The sequence below is a fragment of the Sulfitobacter noctilucicola genome, assembly GCF_000622385.1.
GTDB classification, from domain to species: Bacteria; Pseudomonadota; Alphaproteobacteria; order Rhodobacterales; family Rhodobacteraceae; genus Sulfitobacter; species Sulfitobacter noctilucicola.
Genome location: NZ_JASD01000006.1, coordinates 115,780 through 142,389, shown reverse-complemented (window position 1 = coordinate 142,389; position 26,610 = coordinate 115,780). Strand labels below are relative to the sequence as shown.

30 protein-coding genes are annotated in these 26,610 nt (G+C 57.8%); 15 read left to right on the top strand and 15 right to left on the bottom strand.

The window, feature by feature from the left end:
* Nucleotides 1–2: 2 nt before the first annotated feature.
* On the bottom strand, nucleotides 3–344 hold the full coding sequence (locus Z946_RS20385; RefSeq protein ID WP_025054276.1) for a hypothetical protein: 342 nt from the start codon (nucleotides 342–344) through the stop codon (nucleotides 3–5).
* Nucleotides 345–357: 13 nt separating this feature from the next.
* Here Z946_RS20385 and tnpA point away from each other — a divergent pair, with 13 nt between their 5' ends.
* From tnpA to tnpC, 3 genes are read left to right on the top strand one after another with little or no spacing between them, the layout of a single operon-like run.
* Nucleotides 358–744 carry an IS66-like element accessory protein TnpA gene (tnpA, locus tag Z946_RS0103090; protein ID WP_025054275.1) on the top strand — a complete coding sequence of 129 codons (387 nt, stop codon included), beginning with the start codon at nucleotides 358–360 and terminating at the stop codon, nucleotides 742–744.
* The gene (gene tnpB / locus Z946_RS0103085; RefSeq protein ID WP_025054274.1) at nucleotides 741–1,112 is read left to right on the top strand and encodes an IS66 family insertion sequence element accessory protein TnpB; all 372 of its coding nucleotides are present in this window, start codon (nucleotides 741–743) and stop codon (nucleotides 1,110–1,112) included. Before tnpA ends, tnpB begins: the two co-directional genes overlap by 4 nt.
* A gap of 38 nt (nucleotides 1,113–1,150) precedes the next feature.
* Complete coding sequence (gene tnpC, locus Z946_RS0103080) at nucleotides 1,151–2,656, top strand: IS66 family transposase (RefSeq protein WP_025054273.1); 1,506 nt, start codon at nucleotides 1,151–1,153, stop codon at nucleotides 2,654–2,656.
* On the opposite strand, the gene Z946_RS0103075 is transcribed toward tnpC, so the two are convergent.
* The 3 genes from Z946_RS0103075 to Z946_RS0103065 all read right to left on the bottom strand — a co-directional run bounded on the left by Z946_RS0103075 (nucleotide 2,635) and on the right by Z946_RS0103065 (nucleotide 4,611).
* Complete coding sequence (locus Z946_RS0103075; protein ID WP_241461294.1) at nucleotides 2,635–3,093, bottom strand: FAD-dependent oxidoreductase; 459 nt, start codon at nucleotides 3,091–3,093, stop codon at nucleotides 2,635–2,637. The genes tnpC and Z946_RS0103075 overlap by 22 nt on opposite strands.
* Nucleotides 3,090–3,482 carry an FGGY-family carbohydrate kinase gene (locus Z946_RS0103070; protein WP_025054271.1) on the bottom strand — a complete coding sequence of 131 codons (393 nt, stop codon included), beginning with the start codon at nucleotides 3,480–3,482 and terminating at the stop codon, nucleotides 3,090–3,092. Before Z946_RS0103070 ends, Z946_RS0103075 begins: the two co-directional genes overlap by 4 nt.
* A gap of 151 nt (nucleotides 3,483–3,633) precedes the next feature.
* Nucleotides 3,634–4,611 (bottom strand): hypothetical protein, encoded by a 978-nt coding sequence (locus Z946_RS0103065; RefSeq protein WP_025054270.1) that lies wholly within the window; start codon nucleotides 4,609–4,611, stop codon nucleotides 3,634–3,636.
* Between the two features lie 188 nt (nucleotides 4,612–4,799).
* On the opposite strand from Z946_RS0103065, the gene Z946_RS0103060 reads away from it, so the two are divergent.
* Nucleotides 4,800–6,557, top strand: coding sequence for a hypothetical protein (locus Z946_RS0103060; RefSeq protein ID WP_025054269.1), 1,758 nt, complete (start codon nucleotides 4,800–4,802; stop codon nucleotides 6,555–6,557).
* Between the two features lie 216 nt (nucleotides 6,558–6,773).
* Here the strand turns inward: Z946_RS0103060 and Z946_RS0103055 are convergent, their stop codons facing one another.
* The 6 genes from Z946_RS0103055 to Z946_RS0103020 form a co-directional block, all read right to left on the bottom strand.
* On the bottom strand, nucleotides 6,774–7,001 hold the full coding sequence (locus tag Z946_RS0103055) for a hypothetical protein (protein ID WP_025054268.1): 228 nt from the start codon (nucleotides 6,999–7,001) through the stop codon (nucleotides 6,774–6,776).
* Nucleotide 7,002: 1 nt separating this feature from the next.
* Entirely contained in the window at nucleotides 7,003–7,497 is a 495-nt protein-coding gene (locus tag Z946_RS0103050; protein WP_025054267.1) for a hypothetical protein, read from the bottom strand.
* Entirely contained in the window at nucleotides 7,494–7,670 is a 177-nt protein-coding gene (locus Z946_RS21320; RefSeq protein WP_081780766.1) for a type II toxin-antitoxin system Phd/YefM family antitoxin, read from the bottom strand. The genes Z946_RS0103050 and Z946_RS21320 overlap by 4 nt, the downstream gene beginning before the upstream one ends.
* Before the next feature lies 1 nt (nucleotide 7,671).
* Nucleotides 7,672–8,151 (bottom strand): metallophosphoesterase, encoded by a 480-nt coding sequence (locus tag Z946_RS0103040; RefSeq protein WP_025054266.1) that lies wholly within the window; start codon nucleotides 8,149–8,151, stop codon nucleotides 7,672–7,674.
* A gap of 478 nt (nucleotides 8,152–8,629) precedes the next feature.
* Nucleotides 8,630–9,100, bottom strand: coding sequence for a c-type cytochrome (locus Z946_RS0103030; protein ID WP_025054264.1), 471 nt, complete (start codon nucleotides 9,098–9,100; stop codon nucleotides 8,630–8,632).
* Between the two features lie 237 nt (nucleotides 9,101–9,337).
* A complete protein-coding gene (locus Z946_RS0103020; RefSeq protein ID WP_025054263.1) occupies nucleotides 9,338–9,925 on the bottom strand; it encodes a hypothetical protein in 588 nt (195 codons plus the stop codon).
* Here Z946_RS0103020 and Z946_RS0103015 point away from each other — a divergent pair.
* The 7 genes from Z946_RS0103015 to Z946_RS0102985 all read left to right on the top strand — a co-directional run bounded on the left by Z946_RS0103015 (nucleotide 9,873) and on the right by Z946_RS0102985 (nucleotide 18,116).
* Nucleotides 9,873–10,526, top strand: coding sequence for a cyclic nucleotide-binding domain-containing protein (locus Z946_RS0103015; RefSeq protein ID WP_081780764.1), 654 nt, complete (start codon nucleotides 9,873–9,875; stop codon nucleotides 10,524–10,526). The two genes, Z946_RS0103020 and Z946_RS0103015, sit on opposite strands and share 53 nt — an antisense overlap.
* A gap of 681 nt (nucleotides 10,527–11,207) precedes the next feature.
* A complete protein-coding gene (locus tag Z946_RS21575; RefSeq protein WP_156505811.1) occupies nucleotides 11,208–11,354 on the top strand; it encodes an antitoxin PaaA2 family protein in 147 nt (48 codons plus the stop codon).
* A gap of 269 nt (nucleotides 11,355–11,623) precedes the next feature.
* Nucleotides 11,624–15,886, top strand: coding sequence for a strawberry notch family protein (locus tag Z946_RS0103005; protein WP_025054262.1), 4,263 nt, complete (start codon nucleotides 11,624–11,626; stop codon nucleotides 15,884–15,886).
* Between the two features lie 124 nt (nucleotides 15,887–16,010).
* Entirely contained in the window at nucleotides 16,011–16,397 is a 387-nt protein-coding gene (locus Z946_RS0103000; RefSeq protein ID WP_025054261.1) for a DUF6878 family protein, read from the top strand.
* 1 nt (nucleotide 16,398) lies between these two features.
* Nucleotides 16,399–16,860, top strand: a complete 462-nt coding sequence (locus Z946_RS0102995; RefSeq protein ID WP_025054260.1) for a DUF6915 family protein — start codon at nucleotides 16,399–16,401, stop codon at nucleotides 16,858–16,860.
* 100 nt (nucleotides 16,861–16,960) lie between these two features.
* Nucleotides 16,961–17,263 (top strand): hypothetical protein, encoded by a 303-nt coding sequence (locus Z946_RS0102990; RefSeq protein WP_025054259.1) that lies wholly within the window; start codon nucleotides 16,961–16,963, stop codon nucleotides 17,261–17,263.
* 124 nt (nucleotides 17,264–17,387) lie between these two features.
* Complete coding sequence (locus tag Z946_RS0102985; RefSeq protein ID WP_025054258.1) at nucleotides 17,388–18,116, top strand: DUF736 family protein; 729 nt, start codon at nucleotides 17,388–17,390, stop codon at nucleotides 18,114–18,116.
* 210 nt (nucleotides 18,117–18,326) lie between these two features.
* Here Z946_RS0102985 and Z946_RS0102980 read toward each other — a convergent pair whose 3' ends face one another.
* Nucleotides 18,327–19,178 carry a cation diffusion facilitator family transporter gene (locus Z946_RS0102980; protein ID WP_007803328.1) on the bottom strand — a complete coding sequence of 284 codons (852 nt, stop codon included), beginning with the start codon at nucleotides 19,176–19,178 and terminating at the stop codon, nucleotides 18,327–18,329.
* A 63-nt stretch (nucleotides 19,179–19,241) separates the two neighbouring features.
* Between Z946_RS0102980 and Z946_RS0102975 the strand changes: the two genes are divergently transcribed.
* The 3 genes from Z946_RS0102975 to Z946_RS0102965 all read left to right on the top strand — a co-directional run bounded on the left by Z946_RS0102975 (nucleotide 19,242) and on the right by Z946_RS0102965 (nucleotide 22,034).
* A complete protein-coding gene (locus Z946_RS0102975) occupies nucleotides 19,242–19,592 on the top strand; it encodes an ArsR/SmtB family transcription factor (RefSeq protein WP_025054257.1) in 351 nt (116 codons plus the stop codon).
* 465 nt (nucleotides 19,593–20,057) lie between these two features.
* Nucleotides 20,058–21,449, top strand: a complete 1,392-nt coding sequence (locus tag Z946_RS0102970) for a nucleotidyltransferase family protein (protein WP_160170263.1) — start codon at nucleotides 20,058–20,060, stop codon at nucleotides 21,447–21,449.
* A 222-nt stretch (nucleotides 21,450–21,671) separates the two neighbouring features.
* Entirely contained in the window at nucleotides 21,672–22,034 is a 363-nt protein-coding gene (locus Z946_RS0102965; RefSeq protein WP_025054255.1) for a ParB N-terminal domain-containing protein, read from the top strand.
* Between the two features lie 370 nt (nucleotides 22,035–22,404).
* Here Z946_RS0102965 and Z946_RS0102960 read toward each other — a convergent pair whose 3' ends face one another.
* The 3 genes from Z946_RS0102960 to Z946_RS0102950 form a co-directional block, all read right to left on the bottom strand.
* The gene (locus Z946_RS0102960) at nucleotides 22,405–22,683 is read right to left on the bottom strand and encodes a hypothetical protein (protein WP_025054254.1); all 279 of its coding nucleotides are present in this window, start codon (nucleotides 22,681–22,683) and stop codon (nucleotides 22,405–22,407) included.
* Nucleotides 22,684–22,758: 75 nt separating this feature from the next.
* A complete protein-coding gene (locus tag Z946_RS0102955) occupies nucleotides 22,759–24,279 on the bottom strand; it encodes a tyrosine-type recombinase/integrase (RefSeq protein ID WP_025054253.1) in 1,521 nt (506 codons plus the stop codon).
* A 337-nt stretch (nucleotides 24,280–24,616) separates the two neighbouring features.
* Nucleotides 24,617–25,552 carry a cation diffusion facilitator family transporter gene (locus Z946_RS0102950; RefSeq protein ID WP_025054252.1) on the bottom strand — a complete coding sequence of 312 codons (936 nt, stop codon included), beginning with the start codon at nucleotides 25,550–25,552 and terminating at the stop codon, nucleotides 24,617–24,619.
* 74 nt (nucleotides 25,553–25,626) lie between these two features.
* On the opposite strand from Z946_RS0102950, the gene Z946_RS0102945 reads away from it, so the two are divergent.
* Complete coding sequence (locus Z946_RS0102945; protein ID WP_025054251.1) at nucleotides 25,627–26,076, top strand: MerR family transcriptional regulator; 450 nt, start codon at nucleotides 25,627–25,629, stop codon at nucleotides 26,074–26,076.
* A 1-nt stretch (nucleotide 26,077) separates the two neighbouring features.
* Here the strand turns inward: Z946_RS0102945 and Z946_RS0102940 are convergent, their stop codons facing one another.
* The gene (locus tag Z946_RS0102940; protein WP_160170262.1) at nucleotides 26,078–26,593 is read right to left on the bottom strand and encodes a Crp/Fnr family transcriptional regulator; all 516 of its coding nucleotides are present in this window, start codon (nucleotides 26,591–26,593) and stop codon (nucleotides 26,078–26,080) included.
* Nucleotides 26,594–26,610 lie beyond the last annotated feature (17 nt).

Here is a 26,610-nt window from a genome sequence, read left to right as displayed (position 1 = left end):
TATCAATCAAGCGCTTTCCTGTGCCAGAGCATCGTGGCAAGCGCCAACGCCAGCACCACGTCGATCCCGAGACAGAACGGTCCCCACCATCTTGGCGCGGGGTTTGCGATCATCGATTCGGCAACCACGTCGAAAATTCCATGCGAAAGCAGCGCGGTGGCCAGTAACCACGATGAGGTACGTGCGCCGATAATCGCCAGTGCTGAGAATCCGGCCGCTAAGCCCGTATGAGCGACGATTTCCAGAGTGTCGCCGGATTGGATTGCGAAGACGTAACCGTCCGGTCTGCCCGCTCTGACGCCGTTTGAAAGAGAGTGATAGTGTCCATTTTCGATAATGGACATCTTGAGGCGGTTTATGGCTGGGAAGAAGGGTCAGAAGAAGCGGTTTTGGTCGGATGATGAGAAGCGCTCGATTTGTGCGCAGACGACGGTGCCGGGCGTGTCTGTGGCGCAAGTTGCGCGGCGGTACGCGATGAACGCCAATCTGATCCACAATTGGTTGAAAGACCCACGGTTTGCCCCGGAAGCCGACATTGCTGAAGCTGATTGCCACGGCGGCTTTCTACCAGTTGAGATCGAAGGATTGGTGTCTGTTCCAACGATCAATGACGAGTCCGGAGCTGATGCCGTGGTGTCGGCGCAGCGGGTTGATATCACGTTGTCGGATGGTCGGCGGATTTTGGTGGAAGGTCCGACGGCCTTGTCTGGCGTTCTGGCGTTGGTCGAGGGGTTGATGGCGTGATCCCGGTTCCGGTCAACACGCGGGTTTGGCTTGCAGCTGGTGCCACCGACATGCGCAAGCAGTTCAACGGTTTGTCGGCTCTGGCCGAGAGTGTTCTGAAGCAGGATCCCTACTCTGGACATCTTTTTGTGTTTCGCGGCCGCCGGGGCGATCTGGTGAAGATCGTGTGGTGGGATGGTCAAGGGGCTTGCATGTTTTCCAAGCGACTGGAGAAGGGCAAATACGTTTGGCCCGCTGCATCAGATGGCAAGGTGACAGTTAGTCCGGCGCAATTGTCGATGCTGTTGGAGGGAATTGATTGGCGCGCGCCGCAGCGGACTTGGCGGCCACTGACGGTCGGCAATTTGGAAGCAAATCCAGTATCATAGGATTCCCATCCGGTGTGCGCTCGGCTATAAGCCGAGGCATGTTCGATGCGCTAAAATCCCTGCCATCTGATCCTGGCCAGCTGCGTGTCGCGGCGGAGGGTTTGGTCGCTTTGGCCAAAGCCCAGGCTTTGGAGATTGAGAAGCTGAAGCATCAGCTGGCGGGGCACAATCGGCACTGTTTTGGATCAAAATCCGAGTCAGCCGACCAACTCAACTTGCAGCTTCGACTGGAAGAGGAAGAGACCGCCGCAGCCAGTGTCGTTGCCAGCGAAGACACCAGTGCTCCATCCGAGCCAAAGCAAAAACCGAAGCGCAAGCCATTGCCGCCAGAACTGCCACGCAGTGAGCAAGTATTGACCCCCGGCGAGACGTGCAAATGCGGCGGATCGTTGCGGGCCATCGGTGAGGATGTGACCGAAGAACTGGAGTATGTTCCCGGTCGCTTTGTCGTGAACCGGATTGTGCGCCCACGCATGGCCTGCAAATGCTGTGACAAGATCGTTCAGGCGGCTCTGCCCTCACGCCCCATTGAGCGCGGTCGCCCCGGTGCTGGCCTCTTGGCGCATGTGCTGGTCTCGAAGTATGCGGATCATTGCCCCTTATATCGCCAAAGCCAGATCATGGAACGCGACGGGATTGATCTCGATCGCTCCACTTTAGCCGGTTGGGTCGGGCAGTCCACAAAGCTTCTGGAACCGTTGGCTGATGCCATCGGTCGACACGTCCGTACGGGCGCAGCCATCTTCGCAGATGACACCCCGATTAAAATGCAGGCCAGAAAGAAATGCGCAACGGCGCGCATTTGGACCTATGTCCGGGATGAAAGACCCTGGGATAGCCAGGCGCCACCGGCGGCGTGGTACAAGTTCAGTACAGATCGGGAAGGCAGGCATCCTACCGAACATCTGGCCAACTACCAAGGCTGGGTCCACGCGGATGGCTATACCGGGTTCAACGATATCTTCGCCAAGGAGGCTGTTTATGAGATGGCCTGCATGGCTCATGTGCGCCGCAAGTTCGTCGATATTTTCCAGTCGCAGGGATCGCAGATCGCCGAAGAGGCCATCCGCCGGATTGCAGTTCTTTACGCGGTCGAAAAGACCGTGCGTGGCATATCGCCGAATGAACGGGTCGCGCTGCGCCAGCAGGACGCCAAACCCGTGTTCAACGAACTGGAAGCCTGGCTTGCCGCGCAACTGGACCGTATCTCGGGCAAATCTGAACTGGCCAAGGCGATCCGGTATGCCTTGGGTCGCATGAAGAAGATGCGCGGATATCTGGAAAACGGTTCCCTCGAACTCGACAATAATTGTGCGGAGCGCTCAATCCGCTGCGTGGCTCTCGGGCGCAAAAATTATCTCTTCGTTGGCTCCGAAGGCGGCGGCAAAGCCGCGGCAATTGCCTACACCCTCATCGAAACGGCCAAGCTCAACGGCGTCGATCCGCAAGCCTGGCTCACATGGGTTCTTGCGCGCATCGCTGATCACAAGATCACTCGACTGGACGAGCTACTGCCCTGGCGTTACGCTGCATCCGCAGCGTAACAGACGACGCTTAAACCCCGCCAGAGCGGCCAGACCAAACGGCTACCAATTAGGACCATGCCACGCGATTTGAACGAAGTTTTGGCGCGGAAGAAAGTTTTTGTCGCGGACCAAGAGCCGCTGAACCAGGAACGAACCGGGATGAAAGTTGGAAGCGGTTTGACCACGTGGGGAGCGTTCTTGAGCAGCAAATTACGTTCAAGAGTGGATTCAGCAACAAGCCTGAATTCACCGGTTTCGAGATACTTGATACCGCCGTGGATAAGCCGTGATGGCGCTGCGCTCGTCCCGGATCCGAAATCATCTTTGTCGATGATCAGGCACTTCAAACCTTGTAGGCAAAGATCCCTAAACACCCCCGCCCCATTAATACCCGCACCAACGATGAGGACGTCGTAGTGACCGGAGACATCCATTCTTACGGCGCGATTGGTCAATGTTTGGCGTCCTCTTCGATACTGGCCCAGACTGGCGCCATCTGCTCCGTACCTTTTTGGAAAACCTTATACTTGCGTTGCAGATAGGACGTACCATCCGCAGTAGGAGAATACTTCTTGCCCTCTGACGTCATGGCAAGCGAGGCCTCTTCCACACAATCATATGTTCCAACCGCCACTGCGGCGCACATTGCGGCTCCGAGTGCCGCCGCTTCATTAGTTGCGGCTACTTCTAGTGGCCGGGCGAGCGCGTCCGCAAAAAGTTGAGGCACGATTGGATTTCGGGTGACGCCCCCACCGATAACCCCACCATAGCAATCCCGGTCGCATGACTTGAAGCTCTTTGCAGAACGGCCAGCCTGACCGACGCGCGTCTGCTGTGCAGCCACTCTGGGTCAAGGGTTCAAATCCCTTATCACCCACCATAGCCTCACCGTTCCACACGAGTTGCGATGCGGTTTACACAACACCTGACCGGCGCGTGCGGTACGCCCGGACAGGCATGAAATCCGTGTCACACATCAACGCCCCGCCAGTGCGTCAGGCGGCGAGGTCTTTCTTGATCGAGGCGAGCGTGCCTGTGAGCAGTCTGGATGCCTGTACCTTCACAAAGGGATTGTCGTCGAGGCTCTTGAACATCGGCGAGCTGCCCAGCACCTTCTCAACCTGATCAACCGCGCCCATTGCCTTTTTCCGGGCAAGTTCGTGTACCTTGGCGTCATCGGTGGCGGTACCGGCCGTCAATGGCCCGGCCAGCGCCTTTTCCAGACTGTCGAGCGCGGACAGCAGTGTTTTGAACGCACCGTCCAGGCGGGTCGCGCCGGGCAGATCGGCACAATCGGTCTTTACCTTGGATTCGAGCTTTGTCACCTCACTGCGTGCGGCCGCAACGGCCTTGCCCCAGTTGGTGTTGCTCTTGACCAGTGTTTTCTTGATTTCCGAGCCTTCGCCTGTGTCGTCCGCAGTAAAGGCGAACTTGCGCGCGGCGGCGATCAGTTTCTTGGCGCCGTCCACGTCCGGCGGATCGCTTTCCATGGCGCGATCAAAGAGGTGCTGCAAACCGTCGATCTGTTTGAGACGCGCCGCATCACCGTTTGCGGCCTGGCGCGCGCCGTCGATCAGCCTTCCGAAGGATTTGACGATTTCGCCCGTGCCATCGTCCGCGCCGTCGTCCTCGACCGTTCCATCAGGCAAGACAAAGCGGAATTTGGCCCCGACCTTGTATTTCTTGAAATAGGCCTTGAGGCTGCGCATCATGTTGCCCGGTGGGTTGACCTGACAATAAAGCGTCAGTGCCCCTTTCTCGAATTCCAGGTTGCCGTAGGTCAGTTTGCTCGATTTGGCTTCGGTCTTGGCTTTTTGGGCCAGAACGTCAGGTTTTTTCACCTTGTCGACAAGAAAGGCAGGGTCCTCCTTGCCCAGTGCGACCGCAAAAAACGGCCCCTTCTTGGCCATGGCGAGGATGTCTTTCAACTCCTTGGTGATATCGTCGGGTGACTTGGCGTCGTCCTTTGGCATGTGAATATCTCCCAGGATTTTGCGATGGCCTGTATGTTGACTGGTGTCATTTCCTCATACTTGCACATTTATGTCTATTGAAAATTTGTTGAGAGGATCGTCTATTGCGATGGTAATTTCCTCGGCCGCCACACGATTGTGTCGGCGGTTTTGATTGAGCCGCGAGCAGCTATTTGGGAGGGACTGTCATGATTACACCGGATCAGGACGCCTGGTTGAAGGCAACATTCAACATCAACGTCAAACATGCCGAAGTCGATACAGACGTGACCACCGAGCAGGGAATGAAACCCAAGGCGCGCCTGGACGAGTACGAAGGGGAGTTCGAAAAGGCGGGCTGGCGCAACAAAGCGAACCCGGACAGCACGGTTTCCATGACCCGCAAGCTCACGGATGAGGAGGCGGAAAAGCAGACCTATTCCACGAACGCAGAAGGCAAGCTGGTCGACAAAGACGGGAATGAGATCAAGGACGACAAAAAGCGCCTGATGACGATGTCGCCCGACTCCGGCGACATCACGATCGGCAATGACGAGCATGTCATCTTGCGGGAGTTGAACCCCGACGGATCGCCGACGGATCGTTATCAGACCATGCCCAGAGCGCAAGCGCTGCAAATGGCCAAGGCGTCCGGCGGCACCAAACGGGTCGAATATCAGCACCACTCGACCGGGGCGCAGGGCAAGGATGTCGCTTCGGCCGGGCACATAGACACCAAAGACGGGAAGGTGACGCGCATCGACAACTCGTCGGGGCACTACCGCCCGGCCTTCGAACACCTGTTGCAGGCGGTCGAACACCTGCTCAAGACAGGCGCCATGCTGGATACGACCATCGTCGACAAGGATGGAAATGAGTTGGAAGACTCCAACCCCAAGGCGTTCAAGTTGTACCAGAAAACGCAAATCCTGATTCAGGGCCTCAATGCCGACAAGGCCGTACTGGTGAAACTGGCCGACGCCGCCGACAAGGGCGGTGACCCCGCCAAGCTGCAAGCCGCCAAGGAAACCTATGACAAGAAGGTCAAGACGATCACAGCCGCGCTGGATGCGATGAAGAAGATGGGGATCGGTCCGGCCAACAAGATCACGGGCGAGGTCGAATTCACTTATGCGGACGCCTCGGGTACCGCTTTGGAGTTTATCACTTCCGTCGAGGAAGAGAAACTGTCGACGAAGGAATTCCTGATGGGCAAGGGGGCGGAGCAGGGGATCGAGCGCCTGAACGAGGATGACGACGAAGAAGACGAGGACGACGTTCTGGGACGACTGGGGATCGAAGCCTATGGCGACAAGGGCTCCGGGATTGATGACACCACGACGAAGCCCGACCCCTCGTACCCCTACCAGAACGAACCCACCCCGCCACCATCCGAAGGCGTTGGGCAAGACGACAATCCCTATCCATATCTTACGTCCGGTCCCAATTCGCCTGACCATGAGGGCGGGAACGACACCCCTAAACCTGATCAGCCGGAAGAGCCGGCCCTTGGTGGGACTTCGTCCGATCCATCCGGTGGCCAGGATAATGCGGTCAGGCAAACACCCTTCCGCGACTTCGATGACAAAGAAGACATGCTGGAAGAGTTGAAGAGAGTGGCCGCAGAAAAGAAACTGCGCCCGGAAGATCGCGAGAACGCCGCCGAGTTGATCAAGGAGGGCGTCGCGCCCGACATCGACGAGGACAAATGGCAAGAAAGTGTCGAAGAGCTGTTGTCCACCGCCAAGGGTTTGCTGCGCGATGACGATGATGACGACGACGATGATGACGATGAGGAAGAGGACTTCTTCAAAATCGAGAACGGCAAGGTCGTCCGCGTCGATGCCGAAACCCTCTACACCACGGAAATCTGTGACGCCGAACCCGACATGGAGATCAGGGACGGTAAAGTGGTCCGCATCAGCGATAGCGGGGTGGCTTACATGGTGGATCCGGACGACCTATAGGTCGTGACGGCATCCCGCTCGATGCGCAAGCTGTGCGCATCGGGCCGACTGCCTGGCGGGATGTCTCTTGCCCTGTGCCGTTGCCACCGCTAACCAGACATCCCGCCAATTCTCGTCATAAAAGCCACCATTGCTTTCCATCAGATCGGTATCTTCAACCCAATAATTCTCGTTGGCGGCGTCCACCGCTATCTTTTCTGATGAGAATAGGTGTGCTCATTTTCGCAGAATCTGCGGCCAGACTTTCGGATCGACCCACTGTTTGCCGTCCTTCGGTGCGCCCCAAGGATTGCCGAATGCTTTCTCCGCTGGCGGGTCTTCGACGCTCAGGTCGCTTGCTTTGACCGCCCGCCTTGCGCGCTTGTGTTCCGCCTTTTTGAACGGCTTGTCGCTCTCTTTTGTGGTCATTCCGCAGATGGGTGTTTTGCGATAGGATCGGGACATCTCAGGTCTCCACGAGGTGCGGCATGAAACGGTGCCGTCCGGTTTCAATGAGCAGTTTTGCGAATGCCTCCCAGTCATGCAGATAGACGAGGTGGGTATCAGTCTTGGGGTCGACCAGAGCGGCGGAGCCTCGGCTGCTGTCACGCCAGAAGTCATAGAATGGGAGGCGCGCAATATCCGCTTCGCGCACCATTTTGTCGCCAGTGATTTCCAGCCCGAAATATGTCCGCTCCGGCTCACCCTCGTCCCGATCAAACCACGCCACCTGTTTCGGCTGCGGCATGTTGCGATGCCGTCCAGTCTCAATGAACATGCTGGCGAAGTTCTCCCAGTCGCGCAGGTTCACCAGCCACTCGCCAGTGGCGGTGTCCTGTATCTGCGAAGATCGCACGGCGCTGTCGCACCAGAACTGAGCGAAGGGCAGGCGCGCGATATCGGCAGGGCGTACACCGCGCCTGCTGATGACCGGGAGGCCGAAATAGGTTCTTTGGGTCATGGTGCGTGTGCCTCGTTTCCAGATAGGCGGTCGTAATGGACCGCTGACATCAGCACGAAGGCGGGTTTGCCATAGCTGGTGATCAGGATCGGGTGGGTTTTCGCCAGCTTGAGCAGCGTGCCTGTCTTGTGACGAAGCGTGCTGATCGTTGCTTTTGGCATGTCGTCCATCATCTCAGATCTCCTTTGCGTTGTGCTCGACGTCTTGCCAGTGCTTGTTCACAGGCAGCGTCTTCGCGCGACGGGCGATGTCCTCGAAGCGCACTGGCATGAAGTCCCAGACATCGACGCCTGCGTTGACGCTGTTGCGTGAGCCCTTCCAATTGTTGTGGACATGGCCGAAGATCTGGAGCGCGTCGCGACGGGCGTGGTTCCAGGTGATCATGGGGTAGTGGCACAGCGTATGCGCTTGCTTTTGCGGACCGTCCCGGACCTCGGCCAGATGTGTCACGCTTGTCCACGGCAATGCCTGCGTCGGCTCCAGATCGTGGTTGCCGACAATGAGGTGCTTTTCTGCGCCGGGCAGCTTGTCGAACAGCTTGCGTAGCCAGTCGGTGTCTTTGGCTCTTGGACCATGGGCAAAGTCTCCGATGATCCAGAGGGCATCTTTAGGTCCGACCATGGCCCAGAGGTTTTGCATTAAAACCGCGTCCATGTGGTTTGCGGAGCGGAAGGGGCGGTTGCTCCGAAAGACCAATGAAGATCGAGATATCTGGATGGTTGTCGGTGACAGCGCTTCTGCTATGCGCCATGCTCTGCTTCATCCTTCTGAGGTACTAGCTGGACACCCTAAAAGCGATGTTAGTTGGCAAAAACGGTCGTTATCGCCGGTGACAAAACCGTATGTGTTTTGACCTATGGCCTGCATGCAGTTTGTTTCATGGACACCCGATTAAGGCTGCAAACCGGGCCGCTATCTGATGATATTGGCCCAGTCTGATAGCACACTTCTTATGCTAAAGACTGCGCACCTATCAGGTGCATAGACGGTAACGCGAAGACTACGTAGAACGACGCGATTGCGACTATTGTGGTCGCCCAGGTTCCGCGTTGGCGCATGACGCCACCGACAGCCAAAAGCGCCACGGAGATAACGCCAAGTCCGGTCCCGGCCAGAAGCGGCACCCAGAACATCATCCGGGATGATCCTGCTCCATTTCGTCGTGCCGTTCGCGGATTTCCTGCGGCCAAGTCGACTTGATGTAACTGAGAACGGCGATGATCTCGTTGTCCGTTAGAACGCCATCATAGATGGGCATGTTTGATGCGTATTCAGGATCACCGATCAGAGCGCCCGTCCCATATTTTGTGAGACGGAACAGAGTGTCGCCGTCATGGTGCCACGTATGTCCGGTGTTATCGTGAGGTGGTGCCGGGAGCCGCCCATCCGAGCCAGGCGAGCGCCAGTTCGACTGGCCTTCAAGGTTGGCCCCGTGACAGGATGCACAGTTCGAGGCGTACACCGCCTCACCCGCCGCCACGATCCTAAGGTCGGTGTCCTTTAGGATGATACGGTCTTCAGCGGCCATGCTCATTACAGCTACGAACAGGGCCGACGCCAGAAGCATGCCGACGCAGCCTGCGATTACGAGGGACTTTTTCACAGACCCACCTGACGTGCGAAGTATGCTGCAGAAAAGAATTTTGAGGATGCAGGACAGCGTTGTATGCAGTCAATCCTGTCGTTTCCCACCCTTAGGTCTCCGGTTACTGCTGAAATCACAGCGACCAACGTCATGGGCATTAAGCAAAAGATGAACGATACGGCCATGTGAGATATACCTATATGGGGTATATGGTGCATTGCAAGCTTATGGGGTGCTACAACCTGTCGCGGTAGCTCAGTGCGCGTGCACATCGTTGCCGCGTGCCATCATCAGGTGATGTTTGCGGTGATGATCCTGGCTTGCCATCAACCCGAAGAAACCGAGCCCCTTGATCCTAGCGACAACAGCAGGATCGTCACTGGTGACACGCAGCTCCATTCCGTTTTCCAAAACCGAGACTTCTACTGCCCAACGACCGTCCCGCATGAGCTGCGCGGCGTGGGCCGGAACCATCCGGCGGAGCGTGGCGCGCGTTTCAATATCTCCTGTTGCCAACGCGGAAATGCCATCCGGCAATTCGGTTTCTGAGACGACGGTGTCAGTGATCAGCCGATCCATATCCACCAGATGCGCCCGCAGGCCCGTCAGATCGACTCGTGACCAGGCCGTTTCGGGATCGGCCTCCAGAAAGCGCACAACTTCAGACAGGGCTGCGAAAGCACCTTGACCTGGTTCAGTCAATCCAAAGGCGTCCGCCGGTTTATCCTGACCATGTGTCACATGATCCATGCCGTCGCCGTGATTGGACTGCATCGTTTGCGCCAGGGCGATGGCCGAACCACCGACAATACCCAAGACGGCCAAGACAATCTTCAATTGCATTTTCAATCCTCGCATATATTTCAATGCACCCTATCGAATGTGTTCGGAAACCCGTATGATTTCTATCATGTCTGATTGGCAAAGCATATTTGACGACGCGCCATTTCGCTCCCTTCAGCAAGGGGAATTTTTGTTCAGGCGGGAAGATTGCATCAGGTCAATGTATCTTGTCCGTACAGGCGCGGTCGCGCTGGAACGACCATTGGAAGATGGAACTACTCTGACCCTACACGTTGCTACGGCTGGCACTGCATTAGCCGAGGCGTCCCTGTTTGCTGAAACCTACCACTGCGACGCGATAGCGCTCTCGCCTTCCCAGATTGCAACCATGCCACGTGCAAATTTTCTGTCTGCATTGCGCGATCGACCAGATGCGGCTCTGAGCCTGATCAAAACCCATGCCCGAGAGGTTCAGGCACAGAGGGGGCGCATCGAAATACTGCGCCTGCGCCGCGTATCCGACCGACTGGATGCTTGGCTGGACGTGCATGGGAAACCTGAGAAAGGTGAATGGATCAGAGTCGCTGACCAGATCGGTGTGTCACCACCGGCCCTATATCGTGAACTGGCCCTACGAAGGCGATTACTCAAAGAGGCGTGAAATTTTTCGAAAGCAGTTATTCACTGCACGATCGCGGATTAATTGTATGGGCTCCGGGCTACTATTTGGCGGCGTCGAGATGCATGAGCACTATGTGATGGTGAGCGGCAAAGTGTGACTGAAATTTGGATAACCCCGGCTACCCGTAAACCCGCTTGTTCTAACGTTTCAGGCGGAGCGGGTTTTCTGGAATGGAGAGTGACAGCACAGTCTGCATCTTAACCACCTAATCCTCGGCTTCTGCCGCGCTGAACATGAATGGCAGATTTTCATACGGCATGGCGGCAAAGGAAATTGTGCTACCCCGACAAGTTGCATGCTACGAACTCACGCAGCGAGAAACCGCAAGGACCGGGTTGGGCTCGTTTGAGACCTTCGCGGCATCCCGCCCCAACGTCGGCAATGGTGTGAAGGGGCGTCTGTGCGCAGATGTTTTGGTCATCCCCATAATGTAGAGATCTCAAGAGTCTTATCGTCCGGGAAGTTTTGCTGTAACGTTCGATCATCGCGTGAACGGGGAATCCGAGTTGAAACAGCCTTCAGACCGCAAACAGGCTTGCGACAAAGTCAATCTGTCCAAGGTCCATTCTCCCTACCGCCGATCTCGGGTCGCTCTGAGCGTTGCAGCTATGCCGAGAGACCTAGGCGAATTTCTGGATAGGCGCCTCGAGGACCATTGCCGTGACCGCTGAGATGACGTCCCATGATGCCTGGTTTCGGTCCAAGGTGAAGGAGGCGCTGAATGACCAGCAGGCCGCGACACCGCATTCCTACGTGATGAATCTTGTGCAGGCGGTGATTGATGAGAAGCGCCGCCAACAGTCTTGAACAGTGCGTTCTGGTCTTACCTGGTACCTTTGTGCGTTTCGGGGTGTTTTGGTGGGTTGCCGCCGCTTCTTCTGTCAAAAAAGTGTTTGCCGATCGGCTGCGTGACTTAGCCTTTGATTCGGACAAGGGCGGGTCGCGCTCGTGATCTGAAATTCTGCACTCACTCTCGTTGCCCAACCTCCGTCATAGCTTTCGGCGGAAACCACAAAAAGTGTAGAGCGGGCTTTTTGTCCTTTGGAACTCAGACCCTGATCCAAAGGAAAATCCCCATGTCCAAACCCAGAACGGCCAACCCGGCTCTCGCAATCTCCGAAGCCGATCTCGCCTCTGCCCTCGCGCAAATCGGCGCGGAGGTCGACCACCAGCCCCTGCGCAGTTCAGCGCTCGCGCGCATCATGCGCGAGACGTTCCATGGCAGCGATGCCGGCGGTGCCTGGGACTGGCGCATGGCATATGACCTGATGCAGGCCGCGTCTGTTCAGGTGCTGCTGCGTGGGGATGGCGCGGTAGGTGATATCGCCGCTGCAAAGCTGCTTGCCTCACGGCTGCTGACGGAAACCCGCCGCTCCGAGCAGCAGATCCGGCTACAGCAGTTTTCCACGCCGCTGCCAATTGCGGCGCTGGCCTTGCGGGCCACGGCGATCCGCAAGGGCGAGACCGTTCTGGAGCCCTCGGCTGGCACCGGTGCACTGGCCGCTATCGCCGCCCGGGCCGGTGCCATGCTTTTGCTCAACGAGATCGACCCCTTTCGCCAGAGCCTTTTGCGCGCGGTCTTTGGTGGCGATGTGACGGGCCATGACGGCGAGCATATCGACGATCTGCTTCAGACGCCGGTTCTACCCGACGTCGTGGTGATGAACCCGCCCTTCGCCTCCTCGGTCGATCGCTCCCGAGACAAGCACATCGCCGCCAAGCATCTCATCGCGGCTGCAAAGCGTCTCGCGCCCGGCGGGCGGCTTGTGGCGATCATGCCGCAGGGGTTCACGCCCGAACGCGATGCTGCGCATTGGTCCCGCGCCTGCGGTCTCCTGACGCCGCGACTGGCGCTGACGATGCCGGGGCAGGTCTACCGCAAGCTTGGCACCTCTGTCGAAACCCAGCTCATGGTCTTCGACAAGGTGCAGGAGGACGGCGAGATGATCCGCGCCCCTGTGCGGGATCTGGAGGAAGCCCTTCCTTTCGTTGACGCCGTGGCCGCACCCCGGACCGAGATGCGCCCCGTACAACAGGCAGCGGCGATCCCTAACGGGCGGCCGACCGGTCCATCTTCTGCTCCGCGCAAGAACGCCGCTGCGCCTGTTGCCGCCTCCAAACCCCGAGCCAATGCCGTCCGTCCGCTCAGCTTCACAAGCTTTGAGGCCCCGCGCGACAACACGCCCATCTCGGACATCTATGCGCGTTACCGGCCGCAACGGATCGAGATCGCGGGTGCTCAGGAACATCCCACGCCGCTGGTCGAAAGCATCGCTATGGCCTCGGTTGCCCCGCCCATTCCCTCAAACACGGGCAGTGATGACTTGCGCCTGCCCGCCAGGCTGATCGAGGAGGGACATCTCTCCGAGGCGCAGCTGGAAACCATCATCATGGCGCATGATGCCTATGGGCGTGATCTGCCCGGTCGGTTCACCATCGATGACGACCAGACCAAGCTGACGCGCGCCGATGATGACCCGGACGCACGTGCCTATCGCCTCGGCTATTTCCTCGGCGATGGCACGGGCTGCGGCAAAGGCCGCGAATGCGCAGGGCTCATTCTCGTGAACTGGCTTGCCGGGCGCAGGAAGGCGATCTGGGTCTCCAAATCCGCCACGCTCATCGAGGACGCCATCCGCGACTGGACCGATCTCGGCGGCTCGCCAGCCGACATTCAGCCGCTTTCCAAATGGAAACCGGACCAGCCCATCACCGTGACCTGTGGCATCCTCTTCGTCACCTACGCCACGCTGCGGTCCGCGGGCAAATGCGGCACCACGCGGCTCAGCCAGATCCTCGACTGGATGGGCGCGGAGTTCGAAGGCGTGCTGGCTTTTGATGAGGCCCATGCCATGCAGAATGCGGCAGGGTCCGAGCAGGGCAGGGGGGCCAAACCCTCCCAGCAGGGCCTCGCGGGCCTGCGGCTGCAACTGGCCGCACCCCGCGCTCGCGTCTTCTATATCTCGGCCACGGGCGCCACGAGCGTGCACAACCTGGCCTATGCCGCGCGTCTCGGTCTCTGGGGGCAAGGCCCCGAATACCCCTTCCCGAGCCGCGAGAGCTTTGTGTCGGCGATGGAAGCTGGCGGTGTCGCCGCCATGGAGGTGGTCGCGCGCGATCTCAAGACGCTCGGGTTCTACACGGCCCGCGCCCTCAGCTTTGATGGCGTGGAATACGATGTGCTGGAACACGCGCTGACCCCGGCCCAGATCGAGGTCTATGACGCCTACGCCGGAGCGTTTCGCACCATCCACCACAATCTCGAGGCCGCGCTGACCGCGACCGGCGTCAACGACGCCTCGGGAGAGACCAATGCCTCGGCCGCACGCGCCTCGGCCAAATCTCGCTTCGAGAGCACGAAACAGCGCTTCTTCAACCATCTCCTGATGGGCATGAAAGCCCCGACCATCATCCACGCCATCAAGGACGATCTGGCGGCAGGCAAGGCTTCCGTCATCCAGGTGGTCTCGACGTGTGAGAGCCTGCTGAAACGCCGACTTGAGACAATGGACCCGGAGGATGAACTCGTCGAGGGTGCCTTGACGCCGCGCGATTATGTTCTGGGATACCTCGAACAGGCCTTCCCGATTCATGCGCAAAAGCTGGTCGAGATCGACGGCAATATGGTCGCGGAACCTTTGCGGGATGAGACCGGCGCGCTCGTTGTCTCGCGCGAGGCGCTCGCTCTGCGTGACGCGGCCATGATGGAGTTGATGACGCTGGCCCCGATCCCCTCGGCGCTCGATCAGATCCTCTGGGCCTTTGGCGACGAGGCCGTGGCTGAAGTCACCGGGCGCTCCATCCGCCCTTTGAAGGCCGAGGACGGCCATCTCTTCATCGAAAAGCGCGCCGCCAGCAGCAACTCATCCGAGACCCAAGCCTTTATGGATGGTGAGAAGGATATCCTGATCTTCTCCGATGCGGGCGGGACGGGCCGGTCCTATCACGCGGCGCAAACGGCGAAGAACCAGAAACGGCGGCGGCACTACCTGCTGGAGCCCGGCTGGCGCGCCGATGCGGCCATCCAGGGGCTGGGCCGCACGCATCGCTCGGCTCAGGTCAGCGCGCCCTTCTTCCGGGTCTGCACCTCGGATGTGCATGGCGAAAAGCGTTTCACCTCGACTATAGCCAAGCGCCTCGACCAGCTGGGGGCCTTGACCAAGGGTCAGCGCGAGACCGGCTCGCAGGGCATGTTCCGCGAGGAGGACAATCTCGAAAGCCCGATCGCGCGGGCGGCGCTGCGTGGGTATTTCGCCGATCTTGCTGCCGGGCGGGCCGAGGCGATGAGCTACGAGAGCTTCACCGACTGGACGGCCCTGCGGCTGATCGACAAGGACGGGGTGCTCCTTGAGGAGCTTCCCCCGATCCAGCGGTTTCTCAACCGGGTGCTTGCCCTTCCCATCCACATGCAGAACGCGCTCTTTGCAGAGTTCATGAAGCGGATTGCCGATCAGTCTGAGCGGGCGCGCGCGGCGGGCACGCTCGATTTCGGCGTGGAAACCCTACGCGGCGACAAGATAGAACAGGTCTCCACGGAAGATCTCTGGACCTGCCCGAAATCCGGCGCGGTGACGCGGATCATCGGGCTCGAGGTCACGGATCCGGTGCATGTGCTGTCGGCGGATGACGCCCTGTCGCGCAACCCTGACAAGCTGCCGATGGTCAACAGAGCGTCTGGACGCGCGGCGCTCATCTCGGCGCGGCCCATGCAGATGTATGACGAAGACATCGTCACGCTGATGCGCAAGGTTGTGCGGCCAAACGGGTCGAGCTACCTGGAGGAGGCGCGGTTTGAGTCATCGGCCTGGGAAGAGATCGACAGGCCCGAGTTCGCACGGCTTTGGGATGCCGAGGCTGCGTCCTTGCCGAAAACCACCACGACCAAGCTCTACCTGCTGACCGGGCTGCTGTTGCCGATCTGGAAGGACATTCCGACCACCAATGAGCGCATCTACCGCGTCACGCCGGACGGAGCGACCGCCATGATCGGGCGCACGCTCAGTGAGGAAGGCGCAGCCGCGTTGCGTGCCCGCTTCCTCGTCTCCAACCCGCAAACACCGCAAGAGATGCTGACCGCCGCATTGGGCACCACCGCGCCGGTCGATCTTGGCCGGGGGATGACCCTGACCCGTCGCCGGGTCGCAGGCGAGATGCGCCTCGAGCTGGGCGGTGCCGATCGGGGTATGATTGATGGACTGAAAGCGCTTGGCTGCTTCACGGAGATCATCGCTTTCCAGCTGAGGGTGTTCCTGCCGCACGGGGAGGGGATCGACACGGTTAGCATTCTGGCCCGGATCGTGGGGCAGGGGCCTGCCATCACGGCAGAACAAGCCGCCTGAAAAGTCAAAGCGGGCTTTGGGTCGGGCGTCGCAGATCTGGATTTGACCGGTCTGCGCTTTCCGGGCGCGGGCAGACCAATGCCACGCCCGGTCCCCCCCCAACTTCAGACAAGAGGACGGACCCATGACCAATCCCCAGATCGACTATGCCGCAATGGCGGCTCAGTGGCGTGCAGAGCGCGAAACCACCTTGACGGCATCCCGAACGGAGCTGCTTGCGCAACTACGCGCGCTTGGCATCAGCGAGGTCACCGCCGAATACGAAGGCTATGGCGACTCCGGCAATGTCGAGGATGTGACGGTGCAGCCTGCGGACGTCAAACTGCCGGAACCGCTTGCCACAGAGGTGGGCGATTTCGCCTGGTCGCTCGCCTATCACCATCACCCGGGGTTCGAGAACAACGAGGGCGGCTATGGCACGCTGACCTGGGACATCACCGCCGACAGTGTCACCTTGGATCATGCCGACCGCTATGTCGAATGCTCGCACAGCTATGACGAGGGGCTGTGAGATGGCCCATCCGCTTCATCATGCCGAAAGCTCTGCCCGGAAATTCGGCGGGGTGCCGTCTGACTATCAGGCTGTGCACGATTGGTTTGACGCCTCAAAAGAGCACCTCGCGCTCTTTACGCACCGAGCCTTGCGCCATCATGCCCAAGGCCTGTTCGAGGCCGAACGGGTTTTCGGCCTGACCCTGACCAATAGCGCGGGTCGGGACATACCCGTGCGCTGGATCGGCGAGCAGCATGTCCGCGAAGACTGTCAGGGCCGTATCCCGAGCATGGCGGACTGGCTGCGACGGATACAGCCCGAGCCATGGATGGCCAATGGCCACATCGACCGGCATTCCGGCGATGAGCCCTGCGGCGACCCAAGGGTCGCCTGGGCATCTGAAGTCGCCGCCGGACGAACCGTTCTTGGCCTGAAGGATTGGATGGCGGCGCGCGTGATGCAAGCGGCGCAGAGTGCCTGACAGGACCCGGCTTTTTGCCAATTGAATGCCGCACGGAAGCCCGGTTGGAAGATCGGGCTTCTTGAGTCGTTTCCCCACCATTCTTTGTAAGGAGGTTCGCATGACACTCGAAGACATCAAGGCGGCCGTCGATGCCGGCCAGACCGTGCACTGGGCCAATACCGGCTACGTTGTCCACAAGGACCGGCTCGGTCAGTACCTCATCACCTATCAGCCGAATAGGAGCTGCATCGGCCTGACCGACCGGAGCGGGCACCGGTTGAACGGAGAAGAGGCGGAGTTCTTCATCGCGCGATCAGAGGACAGCGCGGAAAATCCGGGCAGCCAATCAAGACCAGACGTGCAGGGGAGGGGCGTAGCACCCGGAGGCGCGGGGGCATTCCCACTCGGACGGCAGATCTGACCCGTGGGCGGGGCTGAAAGGAAAGCAGGCTTTCTGATTGGTGATCCCTCAAGGGGTCGAGAAAGCAATCCCGGATGCGCTGGCAAGAACGTCAGGCACCGGCCAATCCAAAAGGAACCATCCCATGTTCGCAGGAACCCTCACCCGCAATGTCGAGACCGCAGCCGCTCAGTACACCGGCATGATCCACTCGACGCGCTTTGACATCGCCATCCAGTTGGAGGCGCGGGCCAAGATGTCCGAACGTAGCCCGGATTTTGATGTGACGGCAGTCAACAAATCAGGCCGCAAGGTGCGCATCGGCACGGCCTGGAACGAGACCGGCAATACCAGCGGTAACCCCTACATCTCGATGCAGATCGATGTCGGCTTGGGCCCGTTCCGGGTCAACGCGGTGCAGACGAAAGAGGCGCGCGCGGCCCAAAGCGGCGAATTCGAGATCATCCCGCTGGTCTCGAACGGCCTGATGAAATCCGGCTCGCTCTCGGGAGAGCTCACCGCCATGGACGCCGACAACGCCTTCACCGGCTACATCGCCAACATGATGTTCGATCTGGAGTTCATGCTGATCGAGAACAGCTACAAATCCGAGGAGACCCACCCGGATTACCACATCGAGGTCAGCTCGCCCCGGGGCACACCGATCCGCGTCGGCTCGGCGTGGATGGCGAAAAGCAGCCGCACGGGCAATGACTACCTGTCGCTGCTGATCAACACGCCCGATGGCGATCTGCGCGTCAACGCCGTGCAGAACGAAGAACAGCTCGGCGGGCAGACCTTCTCGATCATCCCGTTCATCGACAGCGGTGAGCAGCCGCAGGACGCAGGCACGGGGCTGTCGTTGGTCGCCTAATTGGCACGCGAGGGCGAGCCGATCTGAACCCAAAGGGGAGCCGTGGGACCACGGTTCCCCTTTTGCTGTGCTGGTGTGGTTGAATGAACCCTGCCTACATTGCAGACGTTCGTGTCGCCTGCAGCTAATGCTACCGAAGAGCCCAGACTCACCGATGCTGCGGGGCGCGCGAATGTCGGCTTTCGTCCGGCGCGTCGCACCATGATGGAGTTAGTCAGCTTCCACCAAGTCACTCCGGGCATCGCGGATGATCATCCACGACGAATGCAGGAAAAGCCCCGCGATCGCGAACGCGACGATCAGGTCGGGCCATGCACTGCCAAGCCACGCGACCAGCCCGGCGGCGATGACCACGGCGAGGTTGCCGATGGCGTCGTTGCGAGAGAACAGCCAGACGGCTCGCATATTGGCATCACCCTTGCGGTGCTTTAGCAGCGGCAGCACCGCGAGGATGTTTACGATCAGCGCACCTACCGCGAAGGCTCCCATCAACCCGGCTTCTGGCGTGGTCTGGTTGAGGACACGCCAGAGCGTGCTGCCGACAACGCCAAGGCCCAGAAGGCCCAGAAACACGCCTTGGATCATCGCCGACCGCGCCCGCCATGTCAGGCTCCAGCCGATGGCGAGCAGGCCCAGAAACGTGATCGCACCATCGCCCAGAAAATCGAGCGCGTCTGCCTTCAGCGCCTGCGAACCGGACAGGAACCCGCCGAACATTTCGACTACGCCGTATCCGAGATTGAGCGCGACCACGATCCAGAGCGCGCGGCGATAGCTCGGGTCCTTGTAGGCCGGATCGGACGATGTATCGCCGTCCTCGATCTTCTCGAAACCGTAGCCGGTCGCGTCGAGCGCGGGCCGCACTTTCGGCAGATCGCCGTCCGCGATCCGCAATGTCATGATGTGGGTGGCGGCGGACACTTTCACGTCGCCTTCGGCCACGCCCGCAGACCGGGCCGCGCGCTCGATCTCGGCGGCATCTTTCGCGCAGTCCATGCCTTGCACCCGCATTCGGATCGGGGAGGAGGCTGTCGCCAACTTGCTGTTATCGGGCTGGCTCATGTGCGATCCTTTTTGTGGTAGCGGGCGAAAAGGTACGCTGCTAACGTATCAGTGGATAATGATATGACAGCGCAAAACATTCAAGACGATCTTTCGGCACCCGATACACTGGAACTGCGGGCAAAGCTCTTCCGGGGCCTAAGCGATCCCAGCCGTCTGACGATCCTCGATGCGCTGGTGTCGGACGAACGCAACGTGCAGGAAATCGTCGGGCATACGGGTTTGGGTCAGCCCAACGTCTCGAACCATCTGCGCTGTCTGCTGGAATGCGGGCTGGTCAGTCGCCGCAGCAAAGGCCGCTTCGTTCGGTATCGTCTGGCGGACAGGCGGGTCGCCGATCTCATCCGTGATGCAGGTCAGCTACTTGCCTCGACAGCCAACGGAGTTGATGCCTGCCAAAGCTATACGGACTAACCGGCGCGACCTGCTGCAATGTCCTATCGGTGCGCCAAACCTGAAGCAGCCATCTGCGCATCCGCAGCGAATGCACCCTTTGTCCCGCAAAGCCGACTTTGGGGACGGGTGCAGTGAAAGTCTCCTTCGAGCCCACTTTGACCTATGCTGCAGCGCGCCTGAAAGTCGGCTTTCGTTGTTCTTTTCACTCAACCGACAGCAAAGTTATGGGGGTTAGGTTTCGAGCGCGAGTCTTGAGAATGGCTGAGGTGTTCGAAATGGATCAGCCAAAGGTTCACAACGGCCTTCTCATAAATCACCGTTTGTGAGAAATGTTGGGTTGGGATTACTCAACTTCTTAAATGCAGCATTCCAACTTTCCGTGTGCCAGTTGACCAATTCTTGTTTTAATGCATCTTAGCGTGAATAATGCGGAGGGTATTAAGCGTGATTGACAAGTCAATTATTGATGAAGTGTCATCTTATATGACCGAAGAACGAGTAAATCGATACACTGGATTTTGCACCGCCGTTGTTGATCAATGCAATAGCATCAAGCAAGAACTTGGTCCTAATGTAGTTAGTCGCGTTTATTCACGCCTAGACAAGCAAGGTGGCGCTCAACTTAAATCCAGCCTGAAGATCGCGAAAAAGGTGATGGAGCGTCGCGCCGAGGGGCTTGATTTCAACCCTTGTGACGTAACTGATATCGTCGGCGCAACCATCGTCGTTCAGTATCCCGATCAGATCAACCAAGTGATTGGCAAACTGCGGGAAAGGGTAAACGCAGACGATATCACCATGAAGGTCGAGGTGATTGAACGGCCTGGATACTATGCCACCCATGTCGACCTCTATTCCGTGTTAGACTTCCGTGCTGCCTATTGTGAACTTCAGATCAAGACGATGCTGCATGACTCTTGGTCAGCCAAGATGCATGATCTTAACTATAAGCCTCAGGGTTCACTGGATAATAGGCTGGATCGCCTAATGTCTTCGCTTGGCAGCACCTTGCAGGCCATAGAAGTTCAAAGTGAAACCTTGCGCAACTTGATCCAAGAAAGGTGGCAGCAGGAAAAATTCTGGCGGCAACTTGTCGGTAAGCACACGATAGGCCAGTTGCGAGAGTTTTCTACAGATGCTGGTCTGTTCGGTGACGGAGCAAGGGCAGTTTTTGAAGAGATTGATCGACTTGAAGAAGAGGTAATCAACTGGAGGCATAACGATGATCCACTGGTGGCGATAACGCGGAAAGTAAGCTTATTGTCAAAGCCATCTGCCCGTGAGGCTTGGTGGATTGCGACCTACTTGGCGGTGTTGTCAAGGCGACCAAATAGCGAAGACTTTGCCATTGAACTTATTCAAGACTGGTTAGAAGAGGCTTCCAGATTGCTTACCGTAGACCCAAGCAATATTCATCATGCTGAAGTCTTTTTCGCTCCGTTGTCTTGCCAAGCCCTAGGCCACAACGAGGTCGCCATTGACCTAAGTGAAAAGATCATTGAACTCTTCGATGCCCTCGGCTTAGAGGACATCAAGTACGCGAAATTCAATTTAATACACTTCTTACTAGAAAGAGAGTACTTTCTGCCATCCAAGCCTGACTTACGAATGCGAACTGCTGAACGAGTGCGTAGCCTGGCAGAGGATTGCGAGACGATGCGAGCTGAAGACCCGTCGTCGTTTCATGACATGGAGGGAATGGAAAAAGTCGTGTTCGGCACTAGTGCTGAGGAAGTCCGACAAGGTATCGACCTCATCGAAATGGGCAAGGATACCTTGAACGAACGAGAGGCAGAGTATGCCTCTGAAACCTACGAACTTCACGCTAGGTTGGCGTGGAGACGACTAGGTGAAATAGAAAACGCTATCGGGTAACCCGCTGGGGATTCTTCCTGGTCCGCTTTTTGATGATCGGCGGAATGTATACTCGATTTGCCATGTAGTCTGCCTCATTTTTGGTGAACCTTACGGCTCTATACATTAATATTTAGTATACTCACCGTGGTGACGCAAGGGTGTCGCGCAACAGCGGCGGTTCCGTGAAGAATTGATATCATGATAGCGTAGCTTCGGAACATGGCAACAAAAGGGCAGGAAATGTCAGTCACTTACAAACTGCTTGCTGAAGATGGAAGCATTGCAGAGGCTACTTTGGAGCGGGAGTTTGTGCAGGGGCTGGTTTCTCTTCCTGATAATCCAACAGACTTCTTCAGGTTGGAGGGCGACGTGATCTTCCTTGAGCTTGCTGCACTGGTTAATTCACGAGCAAGGCAGCGGGGTATACTGAATGCAAACGAGTATATGCGCCAAGCAGCAAATGGTGACATGGAAAAGAGACAACCTATTTCGGTAAGCCCGCTCAGTGAAAATCTTTGGCAAGTTGTTGATGGCAATTCGACCGTGTTGAACGCACTCCTATCGGGGTGGAGTAAGGTTCCTTGCATTGTGAACAACGAGTAAGCTTGATCGATATTGGCGTGTCTTATGAAATCAGTTAAGAAAACTGCTACAGATTACTTTGTATTTAGCCATATATCGTTGATAGTATTTATTTTTTGAACTGTTATAAACTCCCTTCGTCGCCGCCATTCTGGCAACTATTTGTGGAGTTTTCTGGCATTTCGCAGCCAAGTGATATTTGGCATAGTTGCTTAAAGCAGACATCGGCACAACCGCAGCGAATTCACGTTTTGTCCCGCAATGTGGACATCTGACGAGCTTAAATGCTGCATGAACGACGAACGGCCGCTTTGGGGAAGCTGCAATGTAGCGCCTTGAGCCTCTGCGAACGGCAGCAATGGGCCGCGAAATCTCGATTGGTTATTCGTGGCTAATTTTCTTCGCGAAACCTTGCCTCGAGCAGGAGATCGACATGGTTAAAGTTCGGCATCAAGCGCCAGTCTGATATTTCAAAACCGCTAGTCCCAGCCATTTCTCCGAAACGTTGAATGGATGCTTCTAACATTGGGCAGTTTTCTTGCTTCGCTTCATTCAAGGTGAGAAGTCGGGTGAGGCGAACGCTCATAGAATTGAAGCGGCCAAGGGACGCTGTGAACTCAGCTTGACTTAGCAGAAAGAAGGCTGGCCCATCGATTATGAGGCGGGTCATAGCAGGCTCCGAGACAAGTTAATATCCCATCTTGTAGGGACTTCATTAACAAAGAGTTAACGCTATGGTCTTGCTTTAATGCATCTGTTTCGTTGAACGTTGTCCAACCACCCCATCGACCTCATCAAAATATTCAGCAATCTCCCTCACCGGATTCGCGAATGATTGGCGGGGATGCAACGTTCCAGCATCGATGCGCACATACTCCCGCCAGTTGTCAGTTTGTAGGTTGCTCCAGATGCGGTCCAACTCCGGCTTCATAGCTTCAGCGTTTACGACCTGATCATTGCTGAGCGGACTAAAGCGTGTGCGTACCTGCTCTTCGCGAAACTGCTCAGCGAAATGACCATATGTATTGCTGACGGTATTACTGCTTGCGTGCCCTAACTGTTTTGCCACAATGTCGAGAGGCACCCCACGTCGCACAAGGTCGCTCGCATAGGTGTGCCTCAGGCCATGGAACACCAGGTCACTGGGTAGGCCCGCTCTCGCAACGGCTCGCCGGAATAATTGGGTATGCTGCCTGCGCCATGGTTTACCCATGTCAGACATGAGAACAAAGTCCTGTGATCCCTTATCTCGGCAAAGACCGAGGAAAAATGCCATGCCTTCGTCTGGAAGAAAGACAAAGCGAGCAGGTGAACGTTTGAAAGCAGCGACACGCAATCCATAACCTTGCTGCGCGACATCACCAACCACGAGATTTCCGAGTTCTCCAACGCGACAGCCACTGTAAAGAGCAGCAAGTACGAGGTTGCGCAGAGCGGGCGTACACTCCGCTAGCAACCGTTGGCATTCAGAACGATCAAGGAAAATAGTTCTTGGCGTATGGTTGACGGCGACCCTCTTCAGACATCGCCATGGGCGTTCCGAGTTAATCTCCGAATTGTCCCAAGCGTGTTTGAAGGCCATCTTGAGGATCGTTACGAGAGAATTAAACGTCCGCTTCCGGCGTCTAAGTTCGTCTGGCGATAATTCCTCGACGCGCTGGCGTGGTTGTTTATTCCGAAACCCGTACTTAGGTGGTGTTTCCAAAACTTGTTTTGCCAGTTCCCTTAGATGGCGTGCGTTAAATTGCTCCAGTGGTATATGCGCATAACTCGGGACGATATGGTAATTAATCAGAACAAGGTTGTTGTAATGGCCCCCAGCGGATCGGGCTAAGCGTGTCCAGTCACAATAGTCCTTCATTGCGTGGCCAACAGTATAGATATCACCGATAGGGCAAATATTGACGTCACTGACCCGTCCAACTGGTCGTGAGGTGGCCGCCAGCGCCTTGACCTCGTCGGTGTCAAACCACTCAATAGCCCGTTCCAGCGCTTCGCGATATGTGAGCGAACCATTGCCGAACTCGAGTGCCGAACCAAGGCATCTTTGACGGTACTGCTTGTCCTTCGACAGTATTCGAGCCGTCCAGTTGCAAATCTTTGCATCAGGACGATGGATGCCAATGTGCCTCCCAGTGGAAAGAGTGTGCCAGTGAGGCGTGCTTCTTATTGCGAGCGCCAGCACTTTCTCAGCTGTCATAAAGCGGCAAGGATTGTCTAAGCCATCGCACTTGAGAAACCGAGTTACTTGGCGGGAATAGTTCATGAGTTGCTCCTTCATCTAAAGGAGGCAAATCTAACAGATTTCAAATCACACTGTGCACGAACCAAATGGAGCCAATGAAATATGCTGTGAGCGCAAATTCTTCATCAAGCGAATGACCGCTTTGGGCCGTTCGTGTCGTCGCGCCGACGCTAAGATGAGCAGATGCTGCGCCGCATCCGATGGCGGCAGTGAGCCCAGACTCACCGATGCTGCGAGTTGAACCAATGTCGGCTTTTTGAACTGCACGGCATATCACGGCATGTTGTTCAGACGAGCATCGTGGTCAAAGCTGGTTCGCGAGGCAGGACGATAGTCAGAAGGAAGCGACTGGCATCGCTCATTCGTGCCGCTCTTCGCCATGCCCCCGCCCGCCGAACTCGGACAGGTCGTCGCAAGCGTGGCGCGCGCATTCCAGCTCAAGCGTGGTGTGCTCGATGTCGAAGTGGTCGGTCAGTGCAGCTTTGATCCGCTCCTTCACGGCGTCTGCGTCGGACCAACGCCCCTCGGCGATGACGACATGCGCGTCCAGTGCTGCACAGTGTTCATCCATCTGCCAGAAATGCGCGTGGTGGATACCTGTCACTCCGTCGATCCCGCGCATGGCTTCAAGAACCGCATCCGTTTCGATCTCGGGCGGCGAGCCGAGCATCAGGATACGGATCACGGGTCCGATTTCCCGGAACGATTGCCACAGGATATAGCTTGCGATCAGCACCGTCACGAGCGGGTCGATCAGCCGCCAGTCGTAGAGCAGGATCAGCGTGCCCGCGACGATCACGGCGACAGAGCCGAGCGCGTCGGCCACGTTGTGCAGGAAGGCCGCACGGATGTTCACGCTGGATTTGGACATGGCGTAGGTAAGCGCCGCCGTCACCGCGTCCACGATCAGCGCGATGCCTGCGATGATGACGATCAGCCAGCCTTCGACCGGCTGCGGATCAACAAAGCGCATCGCGGCCTCGTAGAGCAGATAGAGACCGATCACGATCAGCGTGGTGTAGTTGATGAGCGCCGCCACGACCTCGACCCGGCCATAGCCAAAGGTCATCTCCGCATCCCTCGGTCGCCGCGCGATCTTCCGGGCCGCGAAGGCGATGATGAGCGAGATCGCATCGGAAAAGTTGTGCAGCGCGTCCGCGATAAGCGCCAGCGAGCCGGAAACCATGCCGCCCACGATCTGCGCGACCGTCAGGCCCATATTGACCGCGATGGCAGCGAAAACCCTGCGGTCCCCTGCCTCGGGATCGATGTGATGGTGATGGCCGTGCCCCATAGCGGTAACTCCTTTCGATTCGTATCGTTTCAGGATAGATACGATCTACAGCGACTGTAGGTTCAAGGGGCGACATGAAAGAATACTCAATCGGGCAGATGTCGCGCCATGCCGGTGTGAAGGTGACAACGATCCGCTACTACGAAAACCGGGGTCTAATACCGTCGCCTGCGCGCACGAGGGGCGGGCAGAGGCGCTACGACGAAGCGGCGCTCGAACGGCTTGCCTTCCTACGTCACGCGCGGGAACTGGGCTTCGGTCTCGATGACATCGCCGATCTCATGGCGCTGGCTGAAGCTCCGTCAGAGGATTGCGAACCGGCCCACGAGATCGCACGGAAGCAGCTCGCGGCTGTGGACAGAAGGTTGACCATTCTCGCGCAGCTTCGGGAAGAGCTGGTGCGGATGGCTGACGCGGATGATCCCGGCCATGCCGGAAAGTGTCGCGTCATTGAGGTTCTCGGCGATCACAGGCTCTGTATCGGTGCGCACGACCTGCCTGACGACGCTTCTCAAATGCTGTGAGTTACCGCCGCCGCGCCAGCTCGCGATAAAGCGCAGGCGGCGACACACCGATCTGATCCGCGACCCTGATCCACTCGCCCTTCTCCGGCTCTCCGCGAAGCTCAAGCCAAGCATCCAGCCTGTCGGAGACGCGCCGCAGGCGCAGGATCTCGATGCGCGCACGCTGTGCCTGAACCTCTCGGGCATGGATTTCGATGAGGCTCAGGGTCGCATCCGGCTTGTCTCGTAACGCATTCAGAAAATCTTTGCGTCTTACGGCGGCCACCTCGGCAGTCGTTCGCGCAACCGCATCGCAATGGTAGGTTTCAGCGAACAGCGACGCCTCGGCCAGCGCCCCGCCCGCCGTCGCGATATGTAAGGTCAGTGAGGTTCCGTCTGTCATCGCACGTTCCAGCGCTACCGCGCCCTTGCGTACCAGATACACGCGGCTGACCCGATCCTCCCGCCGGAACAGGGTCTCTCCTTGCTCAAGGGCCCGCACCGGCACGCTGTCGAATATGTACCGCCATTCAGACATGATAGAAATCATACGCG